Genomic DNA, 19,427 nt, shown 5'->3' on the forward strand with positions numbered 1-19,427 from the left:
CGCGATAGACTAGGGGGACACACGGAAACCATGCGTCTCGCCCCCGTCTTTCTCGCCGCCCTTCTTGGCCTGGCGTCCATCCCTGCGGCCCCCGCCCTCGCCCAGCCCATCCTCAGCGTGGGCGGCGACGCCCTCGAGGTGCAGGCGGACAAGCTGGAGGTCGACGTGAGCGAGGGCGTGGCGCTGCTCACCGGCAACGTGTCCCTCGCCAAGGGTGGGCTCAAGGTCAATTGCCCGCGCATCGACTTGAAGTTCGATCAAACGCCGCACGTGAACTGGGCGCGCGGATCGGGCGGCGTGCTCGCGGACGTCAAAGGCGTGCACGCGGAAGCGCCCGAGGTCGAGCTCGACCTGAAGAAGCAGCTCCTCGAGCTTCGCGGCGGCGTGCGGCTCACGCGCGGGCAAGGCTGGCTTCAGGCCGACAAAGCCACCATCGACATCGCGACGGCCAAGGTCACCTTGACCCAAGTCAAAGGCTCCATCCCCGTCTCGCCCAAAGGACCTTGAAGGCGCGGCTCGAGGCAAGCGCCCTGCGGGTCGTGCGCGGGGGCAAGGTCATCCTTCGCGATGTGGACATCGTCGCGGGTGAAGGCGAAGTGCTCGGCATCCTCGGACCGTCCGGCGCGGGAAAATCGACGCTCTTTCGTGCCCTGGTCGGCGAAAGTCCGCCCGACGCGGGCACGGTGCGCTTGGGCGGCGAAGACGTCACGCACTGGCCGCTCTGGAAGCGCGCGCGCCAGGGCATCGGCTACATCCCGCAATCACCCAGCGTGCTCTGGGACCTCACCGTGCGGCAGAACTTGATCACCTTCCACCGCGTGGTGCACCAGAGCGACGGCAAGCCCGAAGAACGCGCCGCCCAAGTCGGCCTGGCCGAGCGGCTCGACGTGCGCGCCGGCGAGCTTTCCGCCGGGGAGCGGCGACGCCTCGAGTTCGCGCGCGCCATCACCCGCGAGCCGCACGTGCTCGTGTGCGACGAGCCCTTCAGCGGCATCGATCCAGTGGGCGCGGCCCGCCTGGGCGAGCTCCTGCGCGATCTGGCCGGGCGCGGCACGGCGGTGCTTCTCGCCGATCACCACGTGGAGGAGGCCCTGCGCGTCTGCTCACGCGCCATCTTACTGCTCGATGGCGCGGTCGCGGTCACCGCCGTCCCAGGTGAATTCGAGAAGCACCCGCTCGTCCGAGGCCGCTACCTCGGCACCTTGCATCCGCTGTCGTGAAAATTCAGTTGACCAGCTCGATGTCGACGCGGCGGTCCTGCGCGTAGGTCGCTTCGTCGTTGCCGGTGGCATCGAGCTCGCCGCGTGAGCTCGCCTTCACGCGATCGCGCCCTACACCCAGGTTATGCATGTAGCGCAGCACCGCGTCCGCACGCGATTCGCCAAGCGACATGTTGTACTCGGTCTCACCCCGCCGATCGGCGCGCCCCACCAAGGTCACATGACGGCCGCGCAGGCCTCCGTCGATCAGGCAGCGCGCGATGGTGGCGAGCGCATCGCGATCGTCCGGGGCGACGGCGGTCGAATCGAAATCGAACTTCGGCGCAAACTCATTTTGCGGAAGCGAGCACGCCTTCGCAATTTCGTCCGAAACGCGAAGTCCCGAGGTGAGGACCGATCCATCGTCGGCCGCGCCATTGCGCTTGGCGAGCGCGCTGCCGGAGGTCCCCGCCTCCATCGCGGAGTCCTTCTCAGCCAGGCCCTTCTTGTCCGCGGACTTTTCCCAATGGCTCTTGAACGTCGACGCCGACGTAAGGCCCGTCGGCGGGATCTTTGCGGCTTTGGGCGTCTCCGCGCATCCAAGGAAGCTTGCGCCGAGCAGCGCCAGAGTCACAACCGTTTTCCAAGCTGTCATGGGCGCGATCTTTGTGCGAAAAGATCCAGCGGCCAACTTTTTGCGTTTCTAGCCTGGAGCTAGCGGAGCCCTCATGAATTTGAACGTGTTGCTCGAGCCCGCTGTCGATCTTCCCCGACTCCAGAAAATCCTCGACGAGCTCGGACACCTCGGCCGGGTCGACACCATCCGCGGATGGGACAAAAAGACGCAGGCGCTCCTTTACGAGGCGGCACGCGGCTTTCGACCCGTCACGTTGGACGACTTCGTTCCGCCGTCCACGGAGCCGCTGCACGAAGTCATCCACCACGGCAAGAACACGCTGCCCAGCTTCTCCCATTTCCAGAAGCGCTTCTGTAAACCCGAGGGCGATGGGAAAGAACTGCTCGGATACAACCACCAGCAAATGAGCTGGGCCACCGGCCCCGGGTACTTCGTGGTGCATCCCGCGGAGACGGAGGGAGAGGTCGACATCGACTACCTTCGCGTTCCCTCGAGCAAGCCCGCCGCGTGGCCGCCGATCAAAGACAACGACCATGGCCTCGGGCGCCTCGTCTACGGCGGCATGGTCGACGTCATGCGCGGCGTCTCGCAACACGTATCCATCGGCCGCGCGAGGAAGAACGGCAAATTCATCGACGCGTGGTTCGTACTCTGCCGGGAAGATCCGACGACGAACTGAATGGGCTACGAGCTTTCCCTCCTCCCGCGCATCGCGGAAGTTCCGCGTGAAGAATGGGACGCCCTCGTCGGGCCCGACGACTCTCCGTTCGTCGAATGGACGTGGCTCGAGGCCCTCGAGAGCACCCGCTGCGTCGGCCCCGGCACGGGCTGGGCGCCCTGCCACGTCGCCTTGCGCGACGAGGCAGGTGTGCTGGTCGCCGCCGCGCCGGCGTACCTCAAATCGAACAGCGAGGGCGAGTTCGTCTTCGACTACCAGTGGGCCGACGTCGCCGAGCGCATCGGCCAGCCGTACTACCCGAAGCTCGTCGTCGCCGTTCCCTTCACCCCCGCCACCGGCGCCCGCGTGCTCACGCGCCCCGATGGGCCGCGCAGCACGTTCACGGCGGCCATCGGCCAAGCCTTGCGCGAGATCGCACCCCAGGTCTCCGCGTCGAGTGTGCATGTGCTCTTTCCCACGCCGGAGCAAGCGCAGGAATTCGACCCCGCCGGCTACGTCGAGCGCTACGGCGTGCAATTTCACTGGCGCAACCGCGGGTACGGCACCATCGAGGACTTCCTGCGCGATCTCCCCTCGAAGAAGAGAACGCAGCTCCGCCGCGAGATGCGCCAGCCGGAACGCGATGGCGTCGTCATCGAGACGCTCGCGCCCGAGGCCTACACGCCCGACACGGTCCGGGCGATGTTCGAGCTCTATTTGTCCACCGTGGAGAAGTTTTATTACGGCCGCCAGTACCTCAATTTGGAGTTCTTCGAGAAGCTCGTGGCCGACTTTCGCCACCACTTGTCATGGGTGGTCGCACGGGATGCAAACGGCGAAATCATCGCGGGCGCGTTCAACGTCAAGAAGGGCAAACGCCTCTACGGCCGCTACTGGGGCACCAAGACGGAGCTGCCCTTTTTGCACTTCAACGTTTGCTACTACCACGGCATCCGCCAGTGCATCGACGAGGGCCTGGAGGTCTTCGAACCGGGTGCCGGGGGTGAACACAAACGCGTCCGCGGTTTCGAGCCGACCTTGACGCACTCCGTCCACTGGCTGGTGGACGACCGCCTGCGGCGCATCATCGCGTCCCATCTGGTCCGCGAACGCGCCGCCGTGAAACATCATATAGAGTCCGACGTATGACCTTCATGGCCGATCCCGCTCGCCCGAGCTATACCGATTCGCGCATGAAGCTCGTTCACTTCGCCGTCTCAGCTTTCCTCGTGTCAGCCTTGGTCCCAGCTCTTTCGGCGTGCACGTCCGATTCCTCGTCGCCGCCGCCGAACGATGGAGGCCTCGTCACCTGCCAGAACGATCCGCGGGTCGTGGCCTACCAGCCGAACCTCACCCTCGAATCGACGCGCAAGTCCTTCAAGGCCACGCTGGTCTCGGCCGATCCAGCGCCCCCCGCCGTCACCAGCGCCAACACGTGGATCTTGAAGCTGACCGACGCCAGCGGTGCTCCCATCACCGGCTCGGACATCCTCATCGAGCCGTACATGCCCGACCACGGCCACAGCCCTTCCACCAACGTGGCCATCGCCAAGAAGGACAACGGCACCTACGAGGTGACGAAGCTCAATTTCTTCATGCCCGGGGTGTGGACGGTCACCGTCAAGGTGACGCAGTCGGGCGCAGAGGACGCCGCGGTCTTCGCCGTCTGCCTGCCGGGCTAAGGACGGCAGCGCGTTCGCTCGGGGGCGGGGGTCACCTGGGACTTGAGGTTCAAGTTCGTCTCGGTGATGCAGTTGTAGTCCTGGCCGTTCTGGAAAAAGCGACCCGTCGCGGTCGCGGGCGTCCAGGTAAGGGTGGTGCCGACGTCCAAGGTCGGAATGGCGTCGCGCACCGCAGGATCGAGATCGTGTGACTCCACCAAGGAGTCCAGCACGTCTCGATCCATGGCCCGCATGCGAATGCGCAGCGTGATGCGATCCACCGGGCCCGGAAGCAGCTTGCCGCTGTCGTAAGGGTAGTTGCGAATGATGTGCGACTTGTAAAAGCGCTCATCTTGCGGGTTGCTGGTCACCTTCGCGGGAATGGCGTTTCCTTCGTAGGACTTCGCCTCCCAGAACATGTGCACTTCTTTGGCACCCGGATCCGTGCCGTCGAACATGCAATCGCGAATCAGCCAATAGTTGGACGGATCGGTATCGGGATTCTTCGTCGCCGCCGCGCCATCGGGCACGACGCCGCTTTCGAAGATCTTCTTGTCGCCCGAGTAACCGACGACCTCCGCCCAGAGGCGGCGATCCTGCACGGAGCCACTCGGAAAACCGTGCCCGGCGCGCACGTTGTCGAGGATGACACGCACCAGCGTCTTCTCCCCGCCCTGCGTGGCGATAGGGGCGGCGCAAAGAGCGCTCTGAATCGACGAGTCCAGGAACTCTTGGACCTTTTTGCGCTGCACGTCCTTCTGCGGGAACGGCGTCAAGGCGAGGTCCACCCCCGGCAGGGTATGCTCGTGCGTGTGCCGCGAGAACACGCCGGGCGAGTTCTGCGCAATGGGCTCCAGACCGATACTCTGGCTCATGTGGCACTGGTTGCACGTGTTTCCGCTGGGCACGTGCGCAAAGACCGAAGCTTGCCACTCCTCGAAGGTGCGCTCGATCTTCGTCCCGTGCCCGTTCTCGATGTCGTGGCACGAGCCGCAAAGGTTGGCGGACTCGATGCGATCGCCATCGTGGAGCGCCGAATAGCCGGCACGATGGGCCGAATTCTTCACCGGGTCCGCGTAGGCGCCGCGCATCACCATGTCGTCCGACAGGGACAACTGCGCATTGTGCAGTCCCTGAATCTTGTCGACGCTATGACAGAAAAAGCACGTTACGCCTTTGAGCGTCTGCGGAAGCGTGTCGAGATTGAGGCCGTCTTTCGTCGCGTTCTCGTGCACGGCCATGGGCGCATGGCACTTGACGCAGAAGTCGCCGAGCTGCCCATTGGTCTCACGCTGCCCGCGCGCATTCATCGCGCGAAACACCGGATCGTCGGAGGCATACGCGTGCATGCTCCCCGACCATTGGTCGTAGTGATTGACGTGGCACTGCTTGCACGAAGCCGGATCGAGCAAGGCCGCGCGATCGAGCGACGGCTTCGCATCCTCGCCGCCGTCGCCGCTGCTCGAACAACTCGCCACCAGGGGCGGCACGACGAACACGCCCAGCATGGCCCATTTCAGCGAGATGTACGTCATCGGGCGGCTCCGTTCGCAATCCATCGTTCGATGGCACACCGCTCGGCGGCGGGCAGGGGCGCGCTACCCGGCGGCATGCGGACGCTGGGCTCGGAGGCTTCGAGCTTCTCCACCAGCAGGCTGCACGCCGGATCGCCCGGAATCACCCGCTTCTTTCCGCCATCCGTTCCCAAAAGATGCGCATACGCCGTGTCGGCATCCTCGAAGACGAGGCCTCCCTTGGCCGCATCGGAGGTGTGGCACGTGCCCACGCCCGAGGCGCACGTCTTCTTGAAGGTCTTCTCGAACAACGTGGGGTAGTCCGGCGGATTGTAGAGCGGCGTGCAATCGAGCTTGAGGCCCTGCACGCACGACGGCCCGGCGGGAGAATCGCTCCCGCCGGAACAAGCTACGACGACGACCGCCAAACCGAGCGATGCGGCCAACACGACCAACGCGACAGGCGCACGAACGAAGGAAGAACGGGGCACGAAGATACTAAATACCGAAAGACCAGTTGGCCGTCACGGTGTGGATGACGGGTGTGCTGAGCTTGTTGCCGGCCTGATCGAATTCGAGACGCGCGCCCCGGCCGCCGGTGACGCGGTACTCCAGCTTCAGCGCGCTCCAGGTGCTCGTGTCGATGCGCGTTCCCACGGTGCCTTCGACCACGTCCAGGGTGACCGCGGGGGGCGTCGGCGCCGTCGGTGCCGGGATGAAGTAGGCGTCGTCCTGGTCGACGTTCTTCTTCGAGTAGGTGTACTCACCCTTGATGTACGGCGTCACGCGCCCGATCGTATAACCAATCATGGCGAACGCCGCATAGGTGCGCCACTTGGCCCCCGCCAGCTTCGACGAGAGGGCCCCCGTCGAGACGCGGTGCTCGATGACGTAGCCTTCCGTGATGAGCGTGAAGGGCAAGCTCGGATACGCGATGTAGGCGTTGCCGATGAACTCGTCCATCGGCGTATCAGGAAGGCCGGGGCGCAAGGTCGAAGGCTCGCCCTGGATGCGCGAGTAGACGCCGGAGACGCCCACCCGCAGATCGCTCAGGCCGAGGCCCGCCGCCTCCAGTTTGAAGTGCCCCGCGTTGACCGGACTGAACGCCGTGCCGTGCGCATTGTGGCTGGCGCCCGTCTCCGGAAGAGGATCGCGCGAGCTACCCACGGAGCCGACGAGCGAGAGGTTCGCCCTGCCCACCGGAACGCTGACCCCCGCTTGGGCGCCGATCCAGTGTGTGGGAACGAGACCGCCGTGAAGCAGGATGACGCGCGGACGCTCGATGGACAGCTGCAGCCACTTGCCGTGGTGGTACGCCACGTTCCAGTAACCGAGGTCCGTGTGGAAGCGCCCGGCCTCGACGAAGAACTCCTTCGTCGGCTTCCATCGGAGGTGAAGGCGCTCGAGCTCCGCGAGGGGCGTGTTCTGGTCGTATTGGAAGGTCACCTCGGTGGTGGCGAGGATCTTTCCGTCGAGCTCACCGTTGAAGAGCATGTCGAAGACGCCGACCGCAAAGGCGGCATCTGGCTTGACGTTGCCCTCGGAGCGGTTTGCAACGCCGAACGACATGTCGCCGAAAAGGTTCAACGCGAACCTCGGCTTGGCCGTACCGATGTGGATCTCCTGCAAGCTCCCCTCGGCGAACTGCTGCATGTCCGCCGTACGCGAGGAGTGGAACGTCATCGACAGATCGTCCCCCTCGTCCGGCGCCGCGTTGGCGGACGGCGCTGCGTTGGCGGACGGCGCCGATCCCGCCTGCGGCGTCGTGGGGGCCGGCGTCGCCGGCGGGGTCGTTCCCGGGGGATTGGCCGGGACCGAGTCCTCCGGCTTGCCGCCCGTCGGGTGCTCCGGGGGATGGGGGTTCGACTGCGCAAGCGCCGTCGCCGATTGAATGCCGAGTGCACCTAGGACAGCCAAGAAGACGAACGAACGCGTTTGCGGCATGTGTCTATTAGTCCAATACGTAAAAAGATTACTAGATGACAATCGAACGTCTTCGCGACGTTCGATTTCTCGTCACTTCATCTCGTTCTTCGGAACGGTATGGTTCACGGCGGGTACCTGACGAAGGGCGAGGATGATGGCTTTCTTGTCGTCGTCCGTCATTTTTTGAATCTGCGCCCACGGCATTTCGTAGAGCGGACGCCCGTCCTTGGACACTCCCTTATCGAACGCCTTCATCAAATCGTCGTCCGAATGACGCCCGATACCGGTCGCCGGATCCGCCGTCAGGTTCGGCGCATACACCTTGCTTCCATTTTCGAGATCGAAAGGCATGGCCCCGGCCAGGTAGTGCCCGGGCACCGGCTGGTGATGATCGTCGAACGTGTTGTGGCACGTCTCGCACTGGGCCACCTTCAAGAGCCACTTTCCTCGCTCGATGCCCGCGACAGGTGCCGGAGGCGGCGCCTTTTCCACAGGGGCCGGCAAGATGCGCACGATCAGCGAGAGGGGGAAATCCAGCTCGGATTTGCACGGCTCGTTCTTGATGGCGGGGATGGTCTTCAAGTACGCCACGATGGCCAATGCATCCGAATCGGAGAGGGTTTCCTTCCACGAGGCGTAAGGCATCAACGGGTTGAGCGCGTTGCCGTTCTTGCCGATGCCCTCACGCATGGACCGAACCAGCTCGCCGTCCGTCATGTTGCCGACGCCCGTTTCTTTGTCGGGCGTGATGTTGGACGCGCAGATCTTCCCCATGCCCTTGATGTTGGCCATGAAGCGTCCCTTGCCCAGGCTCGCCTCGACGGGGACGTCACCTGGCGTATTCGGTACGATTTCGCTGTGACAGGTCGTGCATTGCATCACGTAACGGGCGAGGTACTTGCCGTGCTCGATGGAGGCGGGATCCGTCGGCGCATGCATCTCGGCGGCAGGGCGCACTTTGGGCGACAAGGCGTAGAACTTGACGACGACCCCTCCGATTCCGACGAGAAGAAGGCCGCCCACGACACCCAGAATGCCTTTTACAATCTTCCTCATTAGAGTTCCTCTCGTGGCAGTGCTAACCCTTCACTGCAGCTCCGGTGCTCGACCCGCAAAGGTGCGGGCTCATCCTATCGTTGCAAAATCGAATGCGCAAACGACTCGTTCTTCCACTTGCCGCGGTCTCGCTTCTCTCTCTGACCTCCGTGGTGGTCCCTTCGACGGCGCTGGCCAACGGTCGCTACCCGTACGGCAACCAACTCGTCGTCGACCCGCACAATCCAGACGTCATCTACGTTCGGACAACGTTCGGCATCCTGCTTTCGGAGGATCATGGCAGAATCTTCCGCTGGATCTGTGAACCGCTCATTGGATTTACCAACGGTCTCGATCCGGGAGTAGGGGTATTCGGCGATGGATCCATCGCGGTCGCCGGCTACTACGGATTAGCGATCACCCGCGACAACGCTTGTTCGTTCCCTTTCGTGGGGGGTGGGCTGGACAAGCAATATGTCATGGACATCGCCGTCGATGACAAGAATCCGAGCGGTGCCGTCGTCGTCACGGCCACGGCAACCGGCAGCCAAAGGCACGTACAAGTTTATCAAACTGGCGACAACGGGGTGACGTGGACGGCACCGGGTCCGGCCCTCGATTCGTTCCTTCTTCCAACGACCTTGGACGTCGCGCCGTCCGACCCTCAACGCGTCTACGTGGGGGGGTTCTTCTACGGTGAAGACGGAGTTCACGGGTTCGTCCAGCGCAGCAACGATCGCGGCAAGACTTGGGGACCACGCACGACACTGGGCGGTGTCACCGAAGCGGATCGGGTCAAGGAACTCCACGTATCGGGCGTCGATCCCAACGATCCCAATCGCGTATTCGTTCGGGTCAGCAATCCGCGCGCCCAGGATAGGCTCCTCGTGTCCAACGACGGTGGTGCGACATTTCAGGAAGTCGCCTCCTTCGCCGGTGCGATGTATGGATTCGCCATCTCGCCCGATGGCTCCAAGGTGGCCATTGGCGGCGCGGGCGCGGTCAACGACCCGAATGGCAAGGGCGTGTACGTCGCTTCGCGCCCCGCATCGGGCATCGGCTACCAATTCGAGCAGCGCTCGGACGTCCCCGTTCTATGCCTCAAGTGGACGAGCGAAACGCTCTATGGCTGCGGATACAACCAGCAACCGGGCGTTTTCGTCGTAGGTCACTCGGACGACGAAGGGCGCACGTGGAAGCCGTTGCTCAACAGCGTCAATGACATCGATGCGACCTTGAAGCGTTGCCCGAATGGTTCGCCGTACAACAATTTGTGCCTCGCCGACTGGTCACGGCAGGTCTGCCTCTTCAACACGCCGGGGGCGCTCGATGCGTGCGCCGCCGCAACGGGAGATGCGGGAACGTCCAATCCCGTGCAGGACGACGGCGGGGGATGCACATTGAGGCCGGGCGCCGCATCGAAGGCCGCAACGGGCTTCGCCGCATTGTTCCTCGGGTTCGGACTCTTCGTACGCCGCCGACTTCGCCGTCACTGAGCACAAAGCCAGGATTTAACCGCCAAGACGCCAAGATGGGTGGTGGGAATGAGTTCACTCCCCCCAAACCCTTGGTGTTCTTGGCGTCTTGGCGGTTCAAACACTCAGAATCTGCTGCAGCTCTCAGCGCTTCTTTCGCCAGGCCATTCCGTTGGGTTTGGACCCGACGGGGATGGTGGCGATGGGAGCTTTGGACACGACGTCGATGACGGTCACCGTGTTTGCGGCTTGATTCGACACGTACGCCGTCTTGCCGTCGCCATTGAAGGCGATGCCATGGGCCCCCTGACCGGCGACGGCGAGTGCAAGTTGCTCGTCGGCGTCGGCGCGGCGGATGGCCACCTTCGCGTGGTCCGTGTCGGCAACCCAAACGTTGTTGTCGGGACCAAGGCCCACCATGCCCGGGGTGAACCCGAGGCGATGCACTTGAACGACCTTCAACTCGAGTGTGTCGATGACCGACAGCGTCCCGTCGGTCTCGTTGTCGACATAGGCCATTCCGTTGCGGCCCTGCCACGCGCCCACCGGGGAGTCGCCCACGGAAATCGTCTTGGCGACTTGCTTCGTCTCGGGATCGACGATGCTCACGCTCGCGGAGTGCGTGTTGGCCACGAAGCCGTAACGGCCATCGAGTGAAAACGTCACCTCCGACGGACCGTTGCCCACGCGCACCGACGAGCGCGTCGCGAGCGACAGCGGATCGAGCACCAGCACGAAACCGTCGTACTGGGCCGTCCAGATTTCCGCCTCGTTGGGCGAGAAAATCGCGTTGTGGTTCATCACCGGAAGCCGGCGCGAGGCCAACGTGGCCCCGGTGCTGGTATCCAGCAGAAGAACCGCGCCCGGCGTGCTGGTATCCCCATTTCCATGCCCGGCGTGGCCGGTGCTCAGATCCGTCCCCGGCACCGCAACGAGCATCTTCGAGCCGTCGCGATTCAGGTACACGTGATGTGGATGGTCGGCCTCCTTGATGCGGATGGTGCCGGCCACACGGAGATTTTCGGTGTCGATGACCGAAATCGAATTATCTCCGCCGTTGACCACGAACAACGCATCGTACGCAATCGGGTCAATCGGCTCGGTGGATGGCAGGCGGCTCTCCCCGTTCTGAACGGGTGTCGAGCTGCCGCATGCATTCACGCAAAAGAGTGATGCGGCCAACAAGGCCAAGGGAGACCAGGACAGCGAAATAACCGAGGCAACGCGCACGCGGTGAAGCTAGCAGAACTCCGCAACGCTACACCTTCGAAAGCGGCGTCGGATCGTCGGTCGACTCCCCTAGACGGTATTGCGACGGGGGCTGCGGTTGCGGAGGCGGCGGTGGGGATTGCGAGGATTGCGGGGATTGCGGCAACGCGCCAGGCCCCGACGATGTTGGCGAAACCACACGAAGCGAGAAATTCGGAGGATTTCGAAGCGGACTAGCCGGTAGTGTGCGACGCAGTTGCGGCGGTGGCTCGTACTTCCTGGCGGGCAGACTTGACCAGGCGAAACGTAGGCTATTGTACATCTCGGCGGCGGTGGAAAATCGTTGATCGCGATCGCGGTGGACGGCGCGTTCGAGAACCGTGGCCAGCACACTGGGACAATCGCGCCGTCCGATGCGCACGTGGATCGGCCCCACCTCGAGGATCTCGCGCAGCAATTCGTCGAGCGTCTGCGCGGCAAAGGGCGCGCGACCGAAGAGGCATTCTTGCAGCACCACCCCGAGTGCGTAGATGTCCACGCGGCCATCGATGGGCTCCATCTTCATTTGCTCGGGCGCAAGATAGACGGGCGTCCCCATGATGCGGCCCGCCGGCGTGAGCGCGGGAGCATCGTGCGCCAACCAGCGCGAAATACCGAAATCGAGCACCTTGATCTGGTGGTCGTCGCACAGAAACACGTTGGCGGGCTTGATGTCGCGGTGAATGATCTTCAGCTCGTGCGTGAAGGCGAGAGCTTCGAGCACCTGCAGACCGACCGCGCATGTTTCCTCGAAATCGAGCGCGCCGCGGCGATCGATGCGGACTTGGAGCGACTCGCCACGGAGAAGCTCGAGAACGATGTAGGGAACTCCGTTCTCCAGCTGCCCGGTATCGATGACCGCGCACACGTTGTGATGGCGAATAGCTCCGATGACTTTCGCCTCTTGGTAGAATCGCCGCAAACTCGTCTCGCTGGCGGCAATTTCCTCGAGGGGCACTTTGAGCGCGACGTGGTCACCGCTTTTGCAGTCCAGGCACTCGTACACCGTGGAAGCCCCACCGTGACCGATCTCCCGGATAACACGGTACTTTCCTCCGACGACCCGCCCCAGCAGCGGTGCCAGGCGGCTTGCGGACGAGGCGCCCGAAGACCCGGGAATCGAGGACGAGCTGACCTTGGCGGCCGCGCGGTGTTGACTGCTCAGACCCTTCGAAGGCGTGAGCTTCGCGCCCGTAATCTTGCACACCGTCTCGTTGAGCGGGTGTGCATACCCACAATGCCGACATCGAGCGTAAAACAGGTGCTGCCCCATGGGTATTTGACCTGACTCGGCGAAGTAGCGAAGTAGCCAGCCAAAATAGGGAGGGTAGGCGGCTAGGGGGTCGGAGGCGCGTCTTTCTTCAAGTCGATCGAGGCGGACGTACGTAGATAACGGAAAGGTGTGAGAAAGGTATTCTCACACCGATCGGCCGTCAAAGACAGTTGAAAAAGTACGCCCCCGTGTTGGATTGTGGCAAGGTTCCCGATACAATGGCCTCCTCTATGAGCGCAATGCGCGGTCAATCTGGCCCAGTCATGGACGGGCTCGCCCAACTGCAGTCGAAGTATCGACCGATTCTCGAGATCGGTCAGGGCGGAATGAGCCGTGTGTACCTGGCTTTGGTACGCGGGCCTGGCGACTTTAACAAGCTTCAGGTCATCAAGCGCCTTCTGCCCACGCTCGCGGCCGACCCTGAATTTCTCGAGATGTTCCTCGAGGAGGCGCGTCTCTCTGCGCGGCTGAATCACGCCAACATCGTTCAGATCAACGAGATTGGTTTCGATGGTCAGCATCACTTCATGGCCATGGAATACCTCGAGGGGCAGACCCTCGACGCGGTGGTGCGCTCGGCGGCCAAGCGCGGCACGCTGCCGCTGGCCATGCACCTGCGCATCATCGCCGACGCATGCTCCGGCCTTCATTACGCGCACGCGCTGACGGACATCGACGGAAAGCCGCTCAACATCGTTCACCGCGACGTGTCGCCGCACAACGTGTTCGTCACGTATGCTGGACAAGTCAAAGTCCTGGACTTCGGTATTGCCAAGGCGGCCGACTCGTCGCACCACACGCGCACGGGGGTCGTCAAAGGGAAGTGCGCGTACATGGCGCCGGAGCAATTCCGGCAAGAAGGCATCGACCGGCGCGCGGACATCTTCGCGCTCGGCGTGATGACCTGGCAGGCCGCCACGCGCACGCGTCTGTGGAAGGGCCTGACGGACATCGAGATCTTCCACCGCCTGGCCACAGGTGAGATCCCCTCCCCTCTCAGCATCGATCCCTCGATGCCCACGGGCCTCGTCGCCATCTGCGAGCGCGCCCTGGCACCGAACCGCGATCAACGATTCAGCACCGCGCAAGAACTCGGAGAGGCCATCGAGGCTTACCTCGCCACGTTGCCGGAGGTGCCCTCGACGCGCGAAATCGGTCGGTACGTGACCGATCTTTTCGCCGAGAACCGCGCCAAGGTGAAGGCGGCCATCGAAGCGGAGCGAAAGCGAAGCGAGACCTACCCCGCCAACACGGGTGAGATTCCCATCTTCGTCGACCCCGATGCGGTGCGCGACGACAGCAACTCGCAACCGGTGGCCGGGGCGGCGCCGATGACGGCGCCGCACACGACGACCGAGTCGAAGATCTCGCCGGCCGACGTGGGCCGCGGTGGCATCTCGCGGCTCAAGGCGTTCGTGCTCGTGGGTGGTGCGGTCGTGCTCGTGGGCGGCGGAGTGCTCGGCGCTCTGGGTTGGCGCAAGAGCCATCAAGTTGCCGAGGCAACACCTCCGGCCGTGACGTCGGCAGCATCTGGAGCGGCCGCGCAACAGGCGGGTGTGGCGGGTGCGGCAGGTGCGAACGAGCCGCTCGTGGGCGGCGCCGCAGCGGACACGTTCACGGTGCTCAAGGTCGAGGTCATTCCGCACAGCGCCAGCGTCTTCGTCGACGACGTGCCGCTCTCGTCGAACCCTGCGCAGGCACGCTTCACGCGCGACAAGCAAGCGCACCGCGTTCTGGGCGAGGCACCGGGTTATTCACGTCAGGTGCAACTCGTGGTCTACGACGAGGCGGAAAAGCAGCTCACCATCCAGCTCGAACGCGACGGCACGCTGCCACCGCCAACGGCGGGAGGCCATGCGCCGCCGCCGCGCAACACCGGGGGCGGTACACGTCACACCGGCGGAGGCGGCTCGGTGCCTTCGACGGGGGCAACGCCCTCGGTGACGCAGGCTCCGACCAACGTGCAACCGCAGCCGGCCCCGACGCCGGTCGTCACGCAGACGCATGCTCCGCAGCCTTCCAACCCGCCGCCGCCAAGCGTTACCCAGGCGCCGGCGCCACCGCCCGTATCCGCACCGGCTCCCGGCACGGTCGATCACAAGGGTGTCCGCGCCACGGTGGCTGCCCACCGGGGTGAAGTGCAGGCGTGCTACGACCGCGCCCACTTGGAGCGAAACGATCTGCACGGCAAGGTGGTCGTCTCCGCGACGATCAACCCGCAAGGACAAGTGCTCAACGCCGGCGTGGCCAATTCGACGGCGAACAGCACCCGCCTCGAGCAATGCCTGATCAGCGCCTTCCAGGGCTGGACATTTCCAGCGCCGGCGGGCGGGGTCAACGGTAACGTCACGTACACCTTCAATTTCGACTGAAATCGAACCGGTCGGGCTCGTCCATGACCGTACGCTGACAATCGCTGACGGAAAGGTGGTAGCGCCCCGGGGGGCGGGCCTTTAAGGTGCTGCCATCGTGAAAGAAGGACTCCTCCCTATCCTCGCCTTGTTCGTCATCCACTGGCAGTCGTCGGTCTTTTTCCAGACCTTCTTCTTGCACCGGTATGGCGCCCACAAGCAGTTCACCATGAGCAAGGGTTGGGAGCGCTTCTTCCACCTTTGCACGTACATGACGCAGGGCTCGAGCTTCCTGTCGCCGCGCGGCTACGCGATTTTGCACCGCATGCATCACGCGTTCAGCGACACGCCGAAGGATCCGCACTCGCCGACGAACCACAGCAACGTGTTCACGTTGATGATGAAGACGAAGAAGACCTACGACGACTACGCGTACAACCGCGTTCAGCCGGAGGCACGCTTCCTCGGCGGATACCCGGAGTGGCCCGCGTTGGATCGCCTCGGCCAGAACTGGGTCATGCGCATCGTGTGGATCGGACTCTACACCGCCTTCTACGTGCACTTCGCCACGGCGTGGTGGATGTACCTCTTCCTTCCGGCCCACTTCATCATGGGCCCCATCCACGGCGCGATCGTCAACTGGTGCGGCCACAAATACGGTTACCGCAACTTCCAGAACGGCGACGACTCGAAGAACACGCTGATCTTCGACTTCCTCACGGCGGGCGAGCTCTTTCAGAACAACCACCACAAGTTCTCCATGAGCGCGAACTTCGCAGCCCGCTGGTTCGAGATCGACCCGACGTACCTCTTCATCCGCATCTTCGCCGCACTGGGCATCATCCGCCTCGGCACACAGACCATCCGCTGGTCCCCCGCCGACGCCGAAGTCGAGCCCGCGGGCGGCGAGTGATGTAACGACACGGAAGAAGGAACCGCCAGGACGCCAGGATCGCCAGGGTGAAATCCCCTGAGCCCCTGGCGTTCTTGTTTTGTTTTCCGAAAACCAAAAAACCAGCCGTTCACCCCCTGGCGACCCTGGCGTCCTGGCGGTTTCCCTCTTCAGCGGTTCAAAACTTGTCCTTCGCGGACCGGATCGCACCAAGAGCATCCGCGTCGCTTGCCTCGGGAGCAATCCCGAGCTGGTCCCCCGCCGACGCCGAAGTCGAACCTGCGGGCGGCGAGTGATGTAACGACACGGAAGAAGGAACCGCCAGGACGCCAGGATCGCCAGGGTGAAATCCCCTGAGCCTCTGGCGTTCTTGTTTTGTTTTCCGAAAACCAAAAAACCAGCCGTTCACCCCCTGGCGACCCTGACTGCGTCCTGGCGGTTTCCCTCTTCAGCGGTTCAAAACTTGTCCTTCGCGGACCGGATCGCACCAAGAGCATCCGCGTCGCTTGCCTCGGGAGCAATCCCGAGCTGGTCCCCCGCCGACGCCGAAGTCGAACCTGCGGGCGGCGAGTGATGTAGAGTGATGTAACGACACGGAAGAAGGAACACCGCCAGGACGCCAGGGTCGCCAGGATGAAATCCCCCGAGCCCCTGGCGTTCTTGTTTTGTTTTCCGAAAACCAAAAAACCAGCCGTTCACCCCCTGGCGACCCTGGCGTCCTGGCGGTTTCCCTCTTCAGCGGTTCTTGTCAGCGCCTCAGAACTTGTCCTTCGCGGCCCGGATCGCACCAAGAGCGTCCGCGTCGCTGGCGTCGGCGGCGATCCCGAGCGTGCTGCGGATCTCGGCAGAGCGGACGCGGAGGAAAGGGTTGGTCGCGAGCTCGTCGGACATCCTACCGGGGACGGTTGGCTCGTTGGCGGTGCGGAGAGCTTCGGTGTGTTCGGCGCGCGCGCGGATGGCGGCGTTGTTCGGCTCGACGTGGGCGGCGAAGCGCAGGTTGCTCTTGGTGTACTCGTGTCCGCAGTACACCTCGGTGTCACCAGGTAGCGCGGCCAACTTGGAGAGCGACGTGTGCATCATGGCGGGTGTGCCTTCGAAGAGCCGCCCGCACCCGCCGAGGAAGAGCGTGTCGCCGGTGAACACGGCCCGCGTGCCCTTTGCGTCGTCGCTCACGACATAGGCCACGGCGCCCGTCGTGTGTCCGGGGATGTGCAAAATCGCGACGCGGAGATCGCCGACGGAGAACGTCTCCCCTTCTTCGAGAAAGCGCGTCTGCCCGGGGATGCGTCCCTTGTCGGAAGCATGCCCTGCGATCTCACGGACACCGAGCGCGCTCGCCACCGCTTCGTTGGCGCCGACGTGATCGAAATGATGATGCGTGCTCCAGATGCTCGCGAGCTTGCGGACCCCACGTGATTCGAGGGCCGCGAGAATCGGCGCGGCCTCCGATGCATCGACGAGCACCTTCTCACCCGTCGTTTCGCACTCGACGAGGTAGGCGTAGTTGTCCGAAAGGCAGGGGATCGACGTGATCTTCATCGTGGGCGCGTAGCCTAGCACCGCCCGCGCCGCCATTTGCCGCGGCAGCCGCCACGTAAACGTACAGTGCAACTCCAACGGTCGGCCGCAGCAGAGATAGCTTGGCGGCCGCTTTCGGGCACTCGAAACCCCATGGTACTCTTCACCCCGGTACTCGTAAGCGGGGGTGTGGAAGTCCTTGAACTCACCATGTCGACGGCGCGGTCTTCAAACGTCATGAACTCGGTCTGGCTCCCAACGGTGGCAGGGAAGTATCGGCTCATCTTCGAGTTGGGACGCGGCGGCATGGCCGATCTGATGCTCGCAGTCGTGCAGGGGCCCGGCGGGTTCAACAAGCTGCAGGTCCTGAAATTGCTACGACCCGAGCTTGCTGCAGAGGCTGAGTTCTGCACGATGTTCCTCGACGAGGCTCGGCTCTCGGCGCGCATCAATCATCCCAACGTCGCGCAGACCAACGAGGTGGGCTTCGACGGCGAGCGCTACTTCATCGCCATGGAATACCTCGAGGGGCAAAGCCTCGACGAGCTGACGCGTCGCGCGCGAGCGAAGCACGGCGCCATGCCGCTGTCCGTCACGCTGCGGGCGCTGGCCGATGCGTGCGCGGGCCTTCACTTCGCGCACGAGCTCAAGGACTTCGATGGCACGCCGCTCAACGTCATCCACCGCGACGTCTCGCCGCAGAACATCTTCGTGACGTACGACGGCATCACCAAGCTTCTCGACTTCGGGATCGCCAAGGCGGCCGATTCGAACATCCGCACGCAGGTCGGGACCATCAAGGGCAAGATCGCCTACATGGCACCGGAGCAGCTGCTCGCCGTGGCCCCCGTGGATCGTCGGGCGGACATCTTCGCGGTGGGCGCCATCTTGTGGCGCACCATCACCGGAAAGCGGATGTGGGCCGGCGCCACGGAGGTGGAAATCCTCCAGAGCCTGGCCAACCACAAGATTCCCGAGCCCGTGGCCCTTCCCGGCATCCCGCAAGCGCTGCTCGCGGTGTGCAAGAAAGCCATCCAGCCCGAGCCCGCCGATCGCTACCAGACGGCCATCGAGCTGAAAGAGGCGATCGAGTCCGTGCTCGCCTCGCAAGCCGGCGGCTCGTACACCGACGTGTCGCGGGTCATCACGGATCTGTTCGTCGAGCGGCGCAAAGAGATCGCCTCGGCCATCGAATCGCGGCTCTCGACGCCCGAGACGAGCCAAGTCAGCGGTCTGCCTACGCTCCCCGCGCCGCATTCCGTCTCGCGCATCGGTTCGATGGTGGGAACGGCGAACACGCTGAGTGGATCGCCCGAGCGTGACAGCGTTGCGTCCGATTCGATCCGGATCGAGATCTCCGGGGTCACGCCGCAGGTCAAAGGGCGGCGTTGGGGTGTCGCAGCAACCTTGGCCCTCGCAGTCATGGCGGGTGCAGCGGCCTTCGTCCTGCGGCCAAACGTGTTTCCAACCTCGCCCACGGCGGCCGCACCGAGCCAGGAAAGCGCGCCACCCCCGACGACGACCGCGACGGCGTCGGCCGTACCGACTCCAACCAGCGGTGCCCCGCTTGTTGCAGCGGAGACGGAGATGCTGCTCGACATCGCCCCGCCCAACGCGGAAGTCTTCATCGACGAGATTCGCCTGTTCGGCAAACCTGCTCGTGGGACCTTTGCGCGCGATGGGCGGCAGCACACGATCGTCGTCCAAGCCGATGGCTACCTGACCAGCATCGAACAAGCGGTGTTCGACACTGCCAAGATTCACCTCGAGATTTCCCTCGAGAGGGAACGCCGATCCACCAACCCAACGCCGCCGGTCCCCATGGCGCGTCCTGTCGTGGGGAAATCGCGGCCACCCATGGCGGTACCGGCTCCGCGCCCCACGGGCCCTGCGCCGGGCGGGCAGGTGGCGCCCACGCCCGCCAACACCGCCGAAGCGCCTGCGCCCTCGTCCAAGCCGCGCGGCCGCGCCGAACCTCTCGATCCCGGCGATCCCTGGGAAAAGTGATCACATGATGACGCGAACGATGCGCGAATGCGA

The 19,427-nt window shown here is 64.0% G+C and carries 17 protein-coding genes; 9 read left to right on the forward strand and 8 right to left on the reverse strand.

The genetic code is table 11. The features are described from left to right. Positions 1 to 30: 30 nt before the first annotated feature. Positions 31 to 507: a hypothetical protein gene (locus LVJ94_30200; protein ID WXB01179.1), complete on the forward strand. Its 477-nt coding sequence runs from the start codon at positions 31 to 33 to the stop codon at positions 505 to 507. After that, complete coding sequence (locus LVJ94_30205; GenBank protein ID WXB01180.1) at positions 504 to 1,220, forward strand: ATP-binding cassette domain-containing protein; 717 nt, start codon at positions 504 to 506, stop codon at positions 1,218 to 1,220. The genes LVJ94_30200 and LVJ94_30205 overlap by 4 nt, the downstream gene beginning before the upstream one ends. 4 nt (positions 1,221 to 1,224) lie before the next feature. On the opposite strand, the gene LVJ94_30210 is transcribed toward LVJ94_30205, so the two are convergent. Then, a complete protein-coding gene (locus LVJ94_30210) occupies positions 1,225 to 1,854 on the reverse strand; it encodes an OmpA family protein (protein WXB01181.1) in 630 nt (209 codons plus the stop codon). Between the two features lie 73 nt (positions 1,855 to 1,927). Between LVJ94_30210 and LVJ94_30215 the strand changes: the two genes are divergently transcribed. From LVJ94_30215 to LVJ94_30225, 3 genes are read left to right on the forward strand one after another with little or no spacing between them, the layout of a single operon-like run. After that, a complete protein-coding gene (locus LVJ94_30215; GenBank protein ID WXB01182.1) occupies positions 1,928 to 2,515 on the forward strand; it encodes a hypothetical protein in 588 nt (195 codons plus the stop codon). Then, positions 2,516 to 3,643: a GNAT family N-acetyltransferase gene (locus tag LVJ94_30220; protein ID WXB01183.1), complete on the forward strand. Its 1,128-nt coding sequence runs from the start codon at positions 2,516 to 2,518 to the stop codon at positions 3,641 to 3,643. Next, positions 3,640 to 4,176 carry a FixH family protein gene (locus LVJ94_30225; GenBank protein ID WXB01184.1) on the forward strand — a complete coding sequence of 179 codons (537 nt, stop codon included), beginning with the start codon at positions 3,640 to 3,642 and terminating at the stop codon, positions 4,174 to 4,176. The genes LVJ94_30220 and LVJ94_30225 overlap by 4 nt, the downstream gene beginning before the upstream one ends. Here LVJ94_30225 and LVJ94_30230 read toward each other — a convergent pair. From LVJ94_30230 to LVJ94_30245, 4 genes are all read right to left on the reverse strand, one after another. Beyond that, positions 4,173 to 5,690, reverse strand: a complete 1,518-nt coding sequence (locus tag LVJ94_30230; protein ID WXB01185.1) for a cytochrome c family protein — start codon at positions 5,688 to 5,690, stop codon at positions 4,173 to 4,175. The genes LVJ94_30225 and LVJ94_30230 overlap by 4 nt on opposite strands. Further along, positions 5,687 to 6,160: a hypothetical protein gene (locus LVJ94_30235; protein ID WXB01186.1), complete on the reverse strand. Its 474-nt coding sequence runs from the start codon at positions 6,158 to 6,160 to the stop codon at positions 5,687 to 5,689. Before LVJ94_30235 ends, LVJ94_30230 begins: the two co-directional genes overlap by 4 nt. A gap of 7 nt (positions 6,161 to 6,167) precedes the next feature. Beyond that, on the reverse strand, positions 6,168 to 7,613 hold the full coding sequence (locus LVJ94_30240) for a hypothetical protein (GenBank protein ID WXB01187.1): 1,446 nt from the start codon (positions 7,611 to 7,613) through the stop codon (positions 6,168 to 6,170). A 72-nt stretch (positions 7,614 to 7,685) separates the two neighbouring features. Then, the gene (locus tag LVJ94_30245; GenBank protein WXB01188.1) at positions 7,686 to 8,651 is read right to left on the reverse strand and encodes a hypothetical protein; all 966 of its coding nucleotides are present in this window, start codon (positions 8,649 to 8,651) and stop codon (positions 7,686 to 7,688) included. 92 nt (positions 8,652 to 8,743) lie between these two features. Here LVJ94_30245 and LVJ94_30250 point away from each other — a divergent pair, with 92 nt between their 5' ends. Continuing rightward, on the forward strand, positions 8,744 to 10,126 hold the full coding sequence (locus LVJ94_30250) for a hypothetical protein (GenBank protein ID WXB01189.1): 1,383 nt from the start codon (positions 8,744 to 8,746) through the stop codon (positions 10,124 to 10,126). 123 nt (positions 10,127 to 10,249) lie between these two features. Here the strand turns inward: LVJ94_30250 and LVJ94_30255 are convergent, their stop codons facing one another. Together LVJ94_30255 and LVJ94_30260 are read right to left on the reverse strand one after the other, a co-directional pair. Then, a complete protein-coding gene (locus LVJ94_30255) occupies positions 10,250 to 11,335 on the reverse strand; it encodes a YncE family protein (GenBank protein WXB01190.1) in 1,086 nt (361 codons plus the stop codon). Positions 11,336 to 11,363: 28 nt separating this feature from the next. Beyond that, positions 11,364 to 12,626, reverse strand: a complete 1,263-nt coding sequence (locus LVJ94_30260) for a serine/threonine protein kinase (protein ID WXB01191.1) — start codon at positions 12,624 to 12,626, stop codon at positions 11,364 to 11,366. 263 nt (positions 12,627 to 12,889) lie between these two features. On the opposite strand from LVJ94_30260, the gene LVJ94_30265 reads away from it, so the two are divergent. Further along, on the forward strand, positions 12,890 to 14,998 hold the full coding sequence (locus LVJ94_30265) for a TonB family protein (GenBank protein ID WXB01192.1): 2,109 nt from the start codon (positions 12,890 to 12,892) through the stop codon (positions 14,996 to 14,998). A gap of 97 nt (positions 14,999 to 15,095) precedes the next feature. Further along, on the forward strand, positions 15,096 to 15,890 hold the full coding sequence (locus LVJ94_30270; GenBank protein ID WXB01193.1) for an acyl-CoA desaturase: 795 nt from the start codon (positions 15,096 to 15,098) through the stop codon (positions 15,888 to 15,890). A 735-nt stretch (positions 15,891 to 16,625) separates the two neighbouring features. Here LVJ94_30270 and gloB read toward each other — a convergent pair. Further along, positions 16,626 to 17,408, reverse strand: a complete 783-nt coding sequence (gene gloB / locus LVJ94_30275) for a hydroxyacylglutathione hydrolase (protein ID WXB01194.1) — start codon at positions 17,406 to 17,408, stop codon at positions 16,626 to 16,628. A gap of 216 nt (positions 17,409 to 17,624) precedes the next feature. Here gloB and LVJ94_30280 point away from each other — a divergent pair, with 216 nt between their 5' ends. Next, on the forward strand, positions 17,625 to 19,394 hold the full coding sequence (locus tag LVJ94_30280; protein WXB01195.1) for a protein kinase: 1,770 nt from the start codon (positions 17,625 to 17,627) through the stop codon (positions 19,392 to 19,394). Positions 19,395 to 19,427 lie beyond the last annotated feature (33 nt).

The sequence above is a fragment of the Sorangiineae bacterium MSr11367 genome, from assembly GCA_037157805.1.
Lineage (GTDB): Bacteria > Myxococcota_A > Polyangia > Polyangiales > Polyangiaceae > Pendulispora > Pendulispora rubella.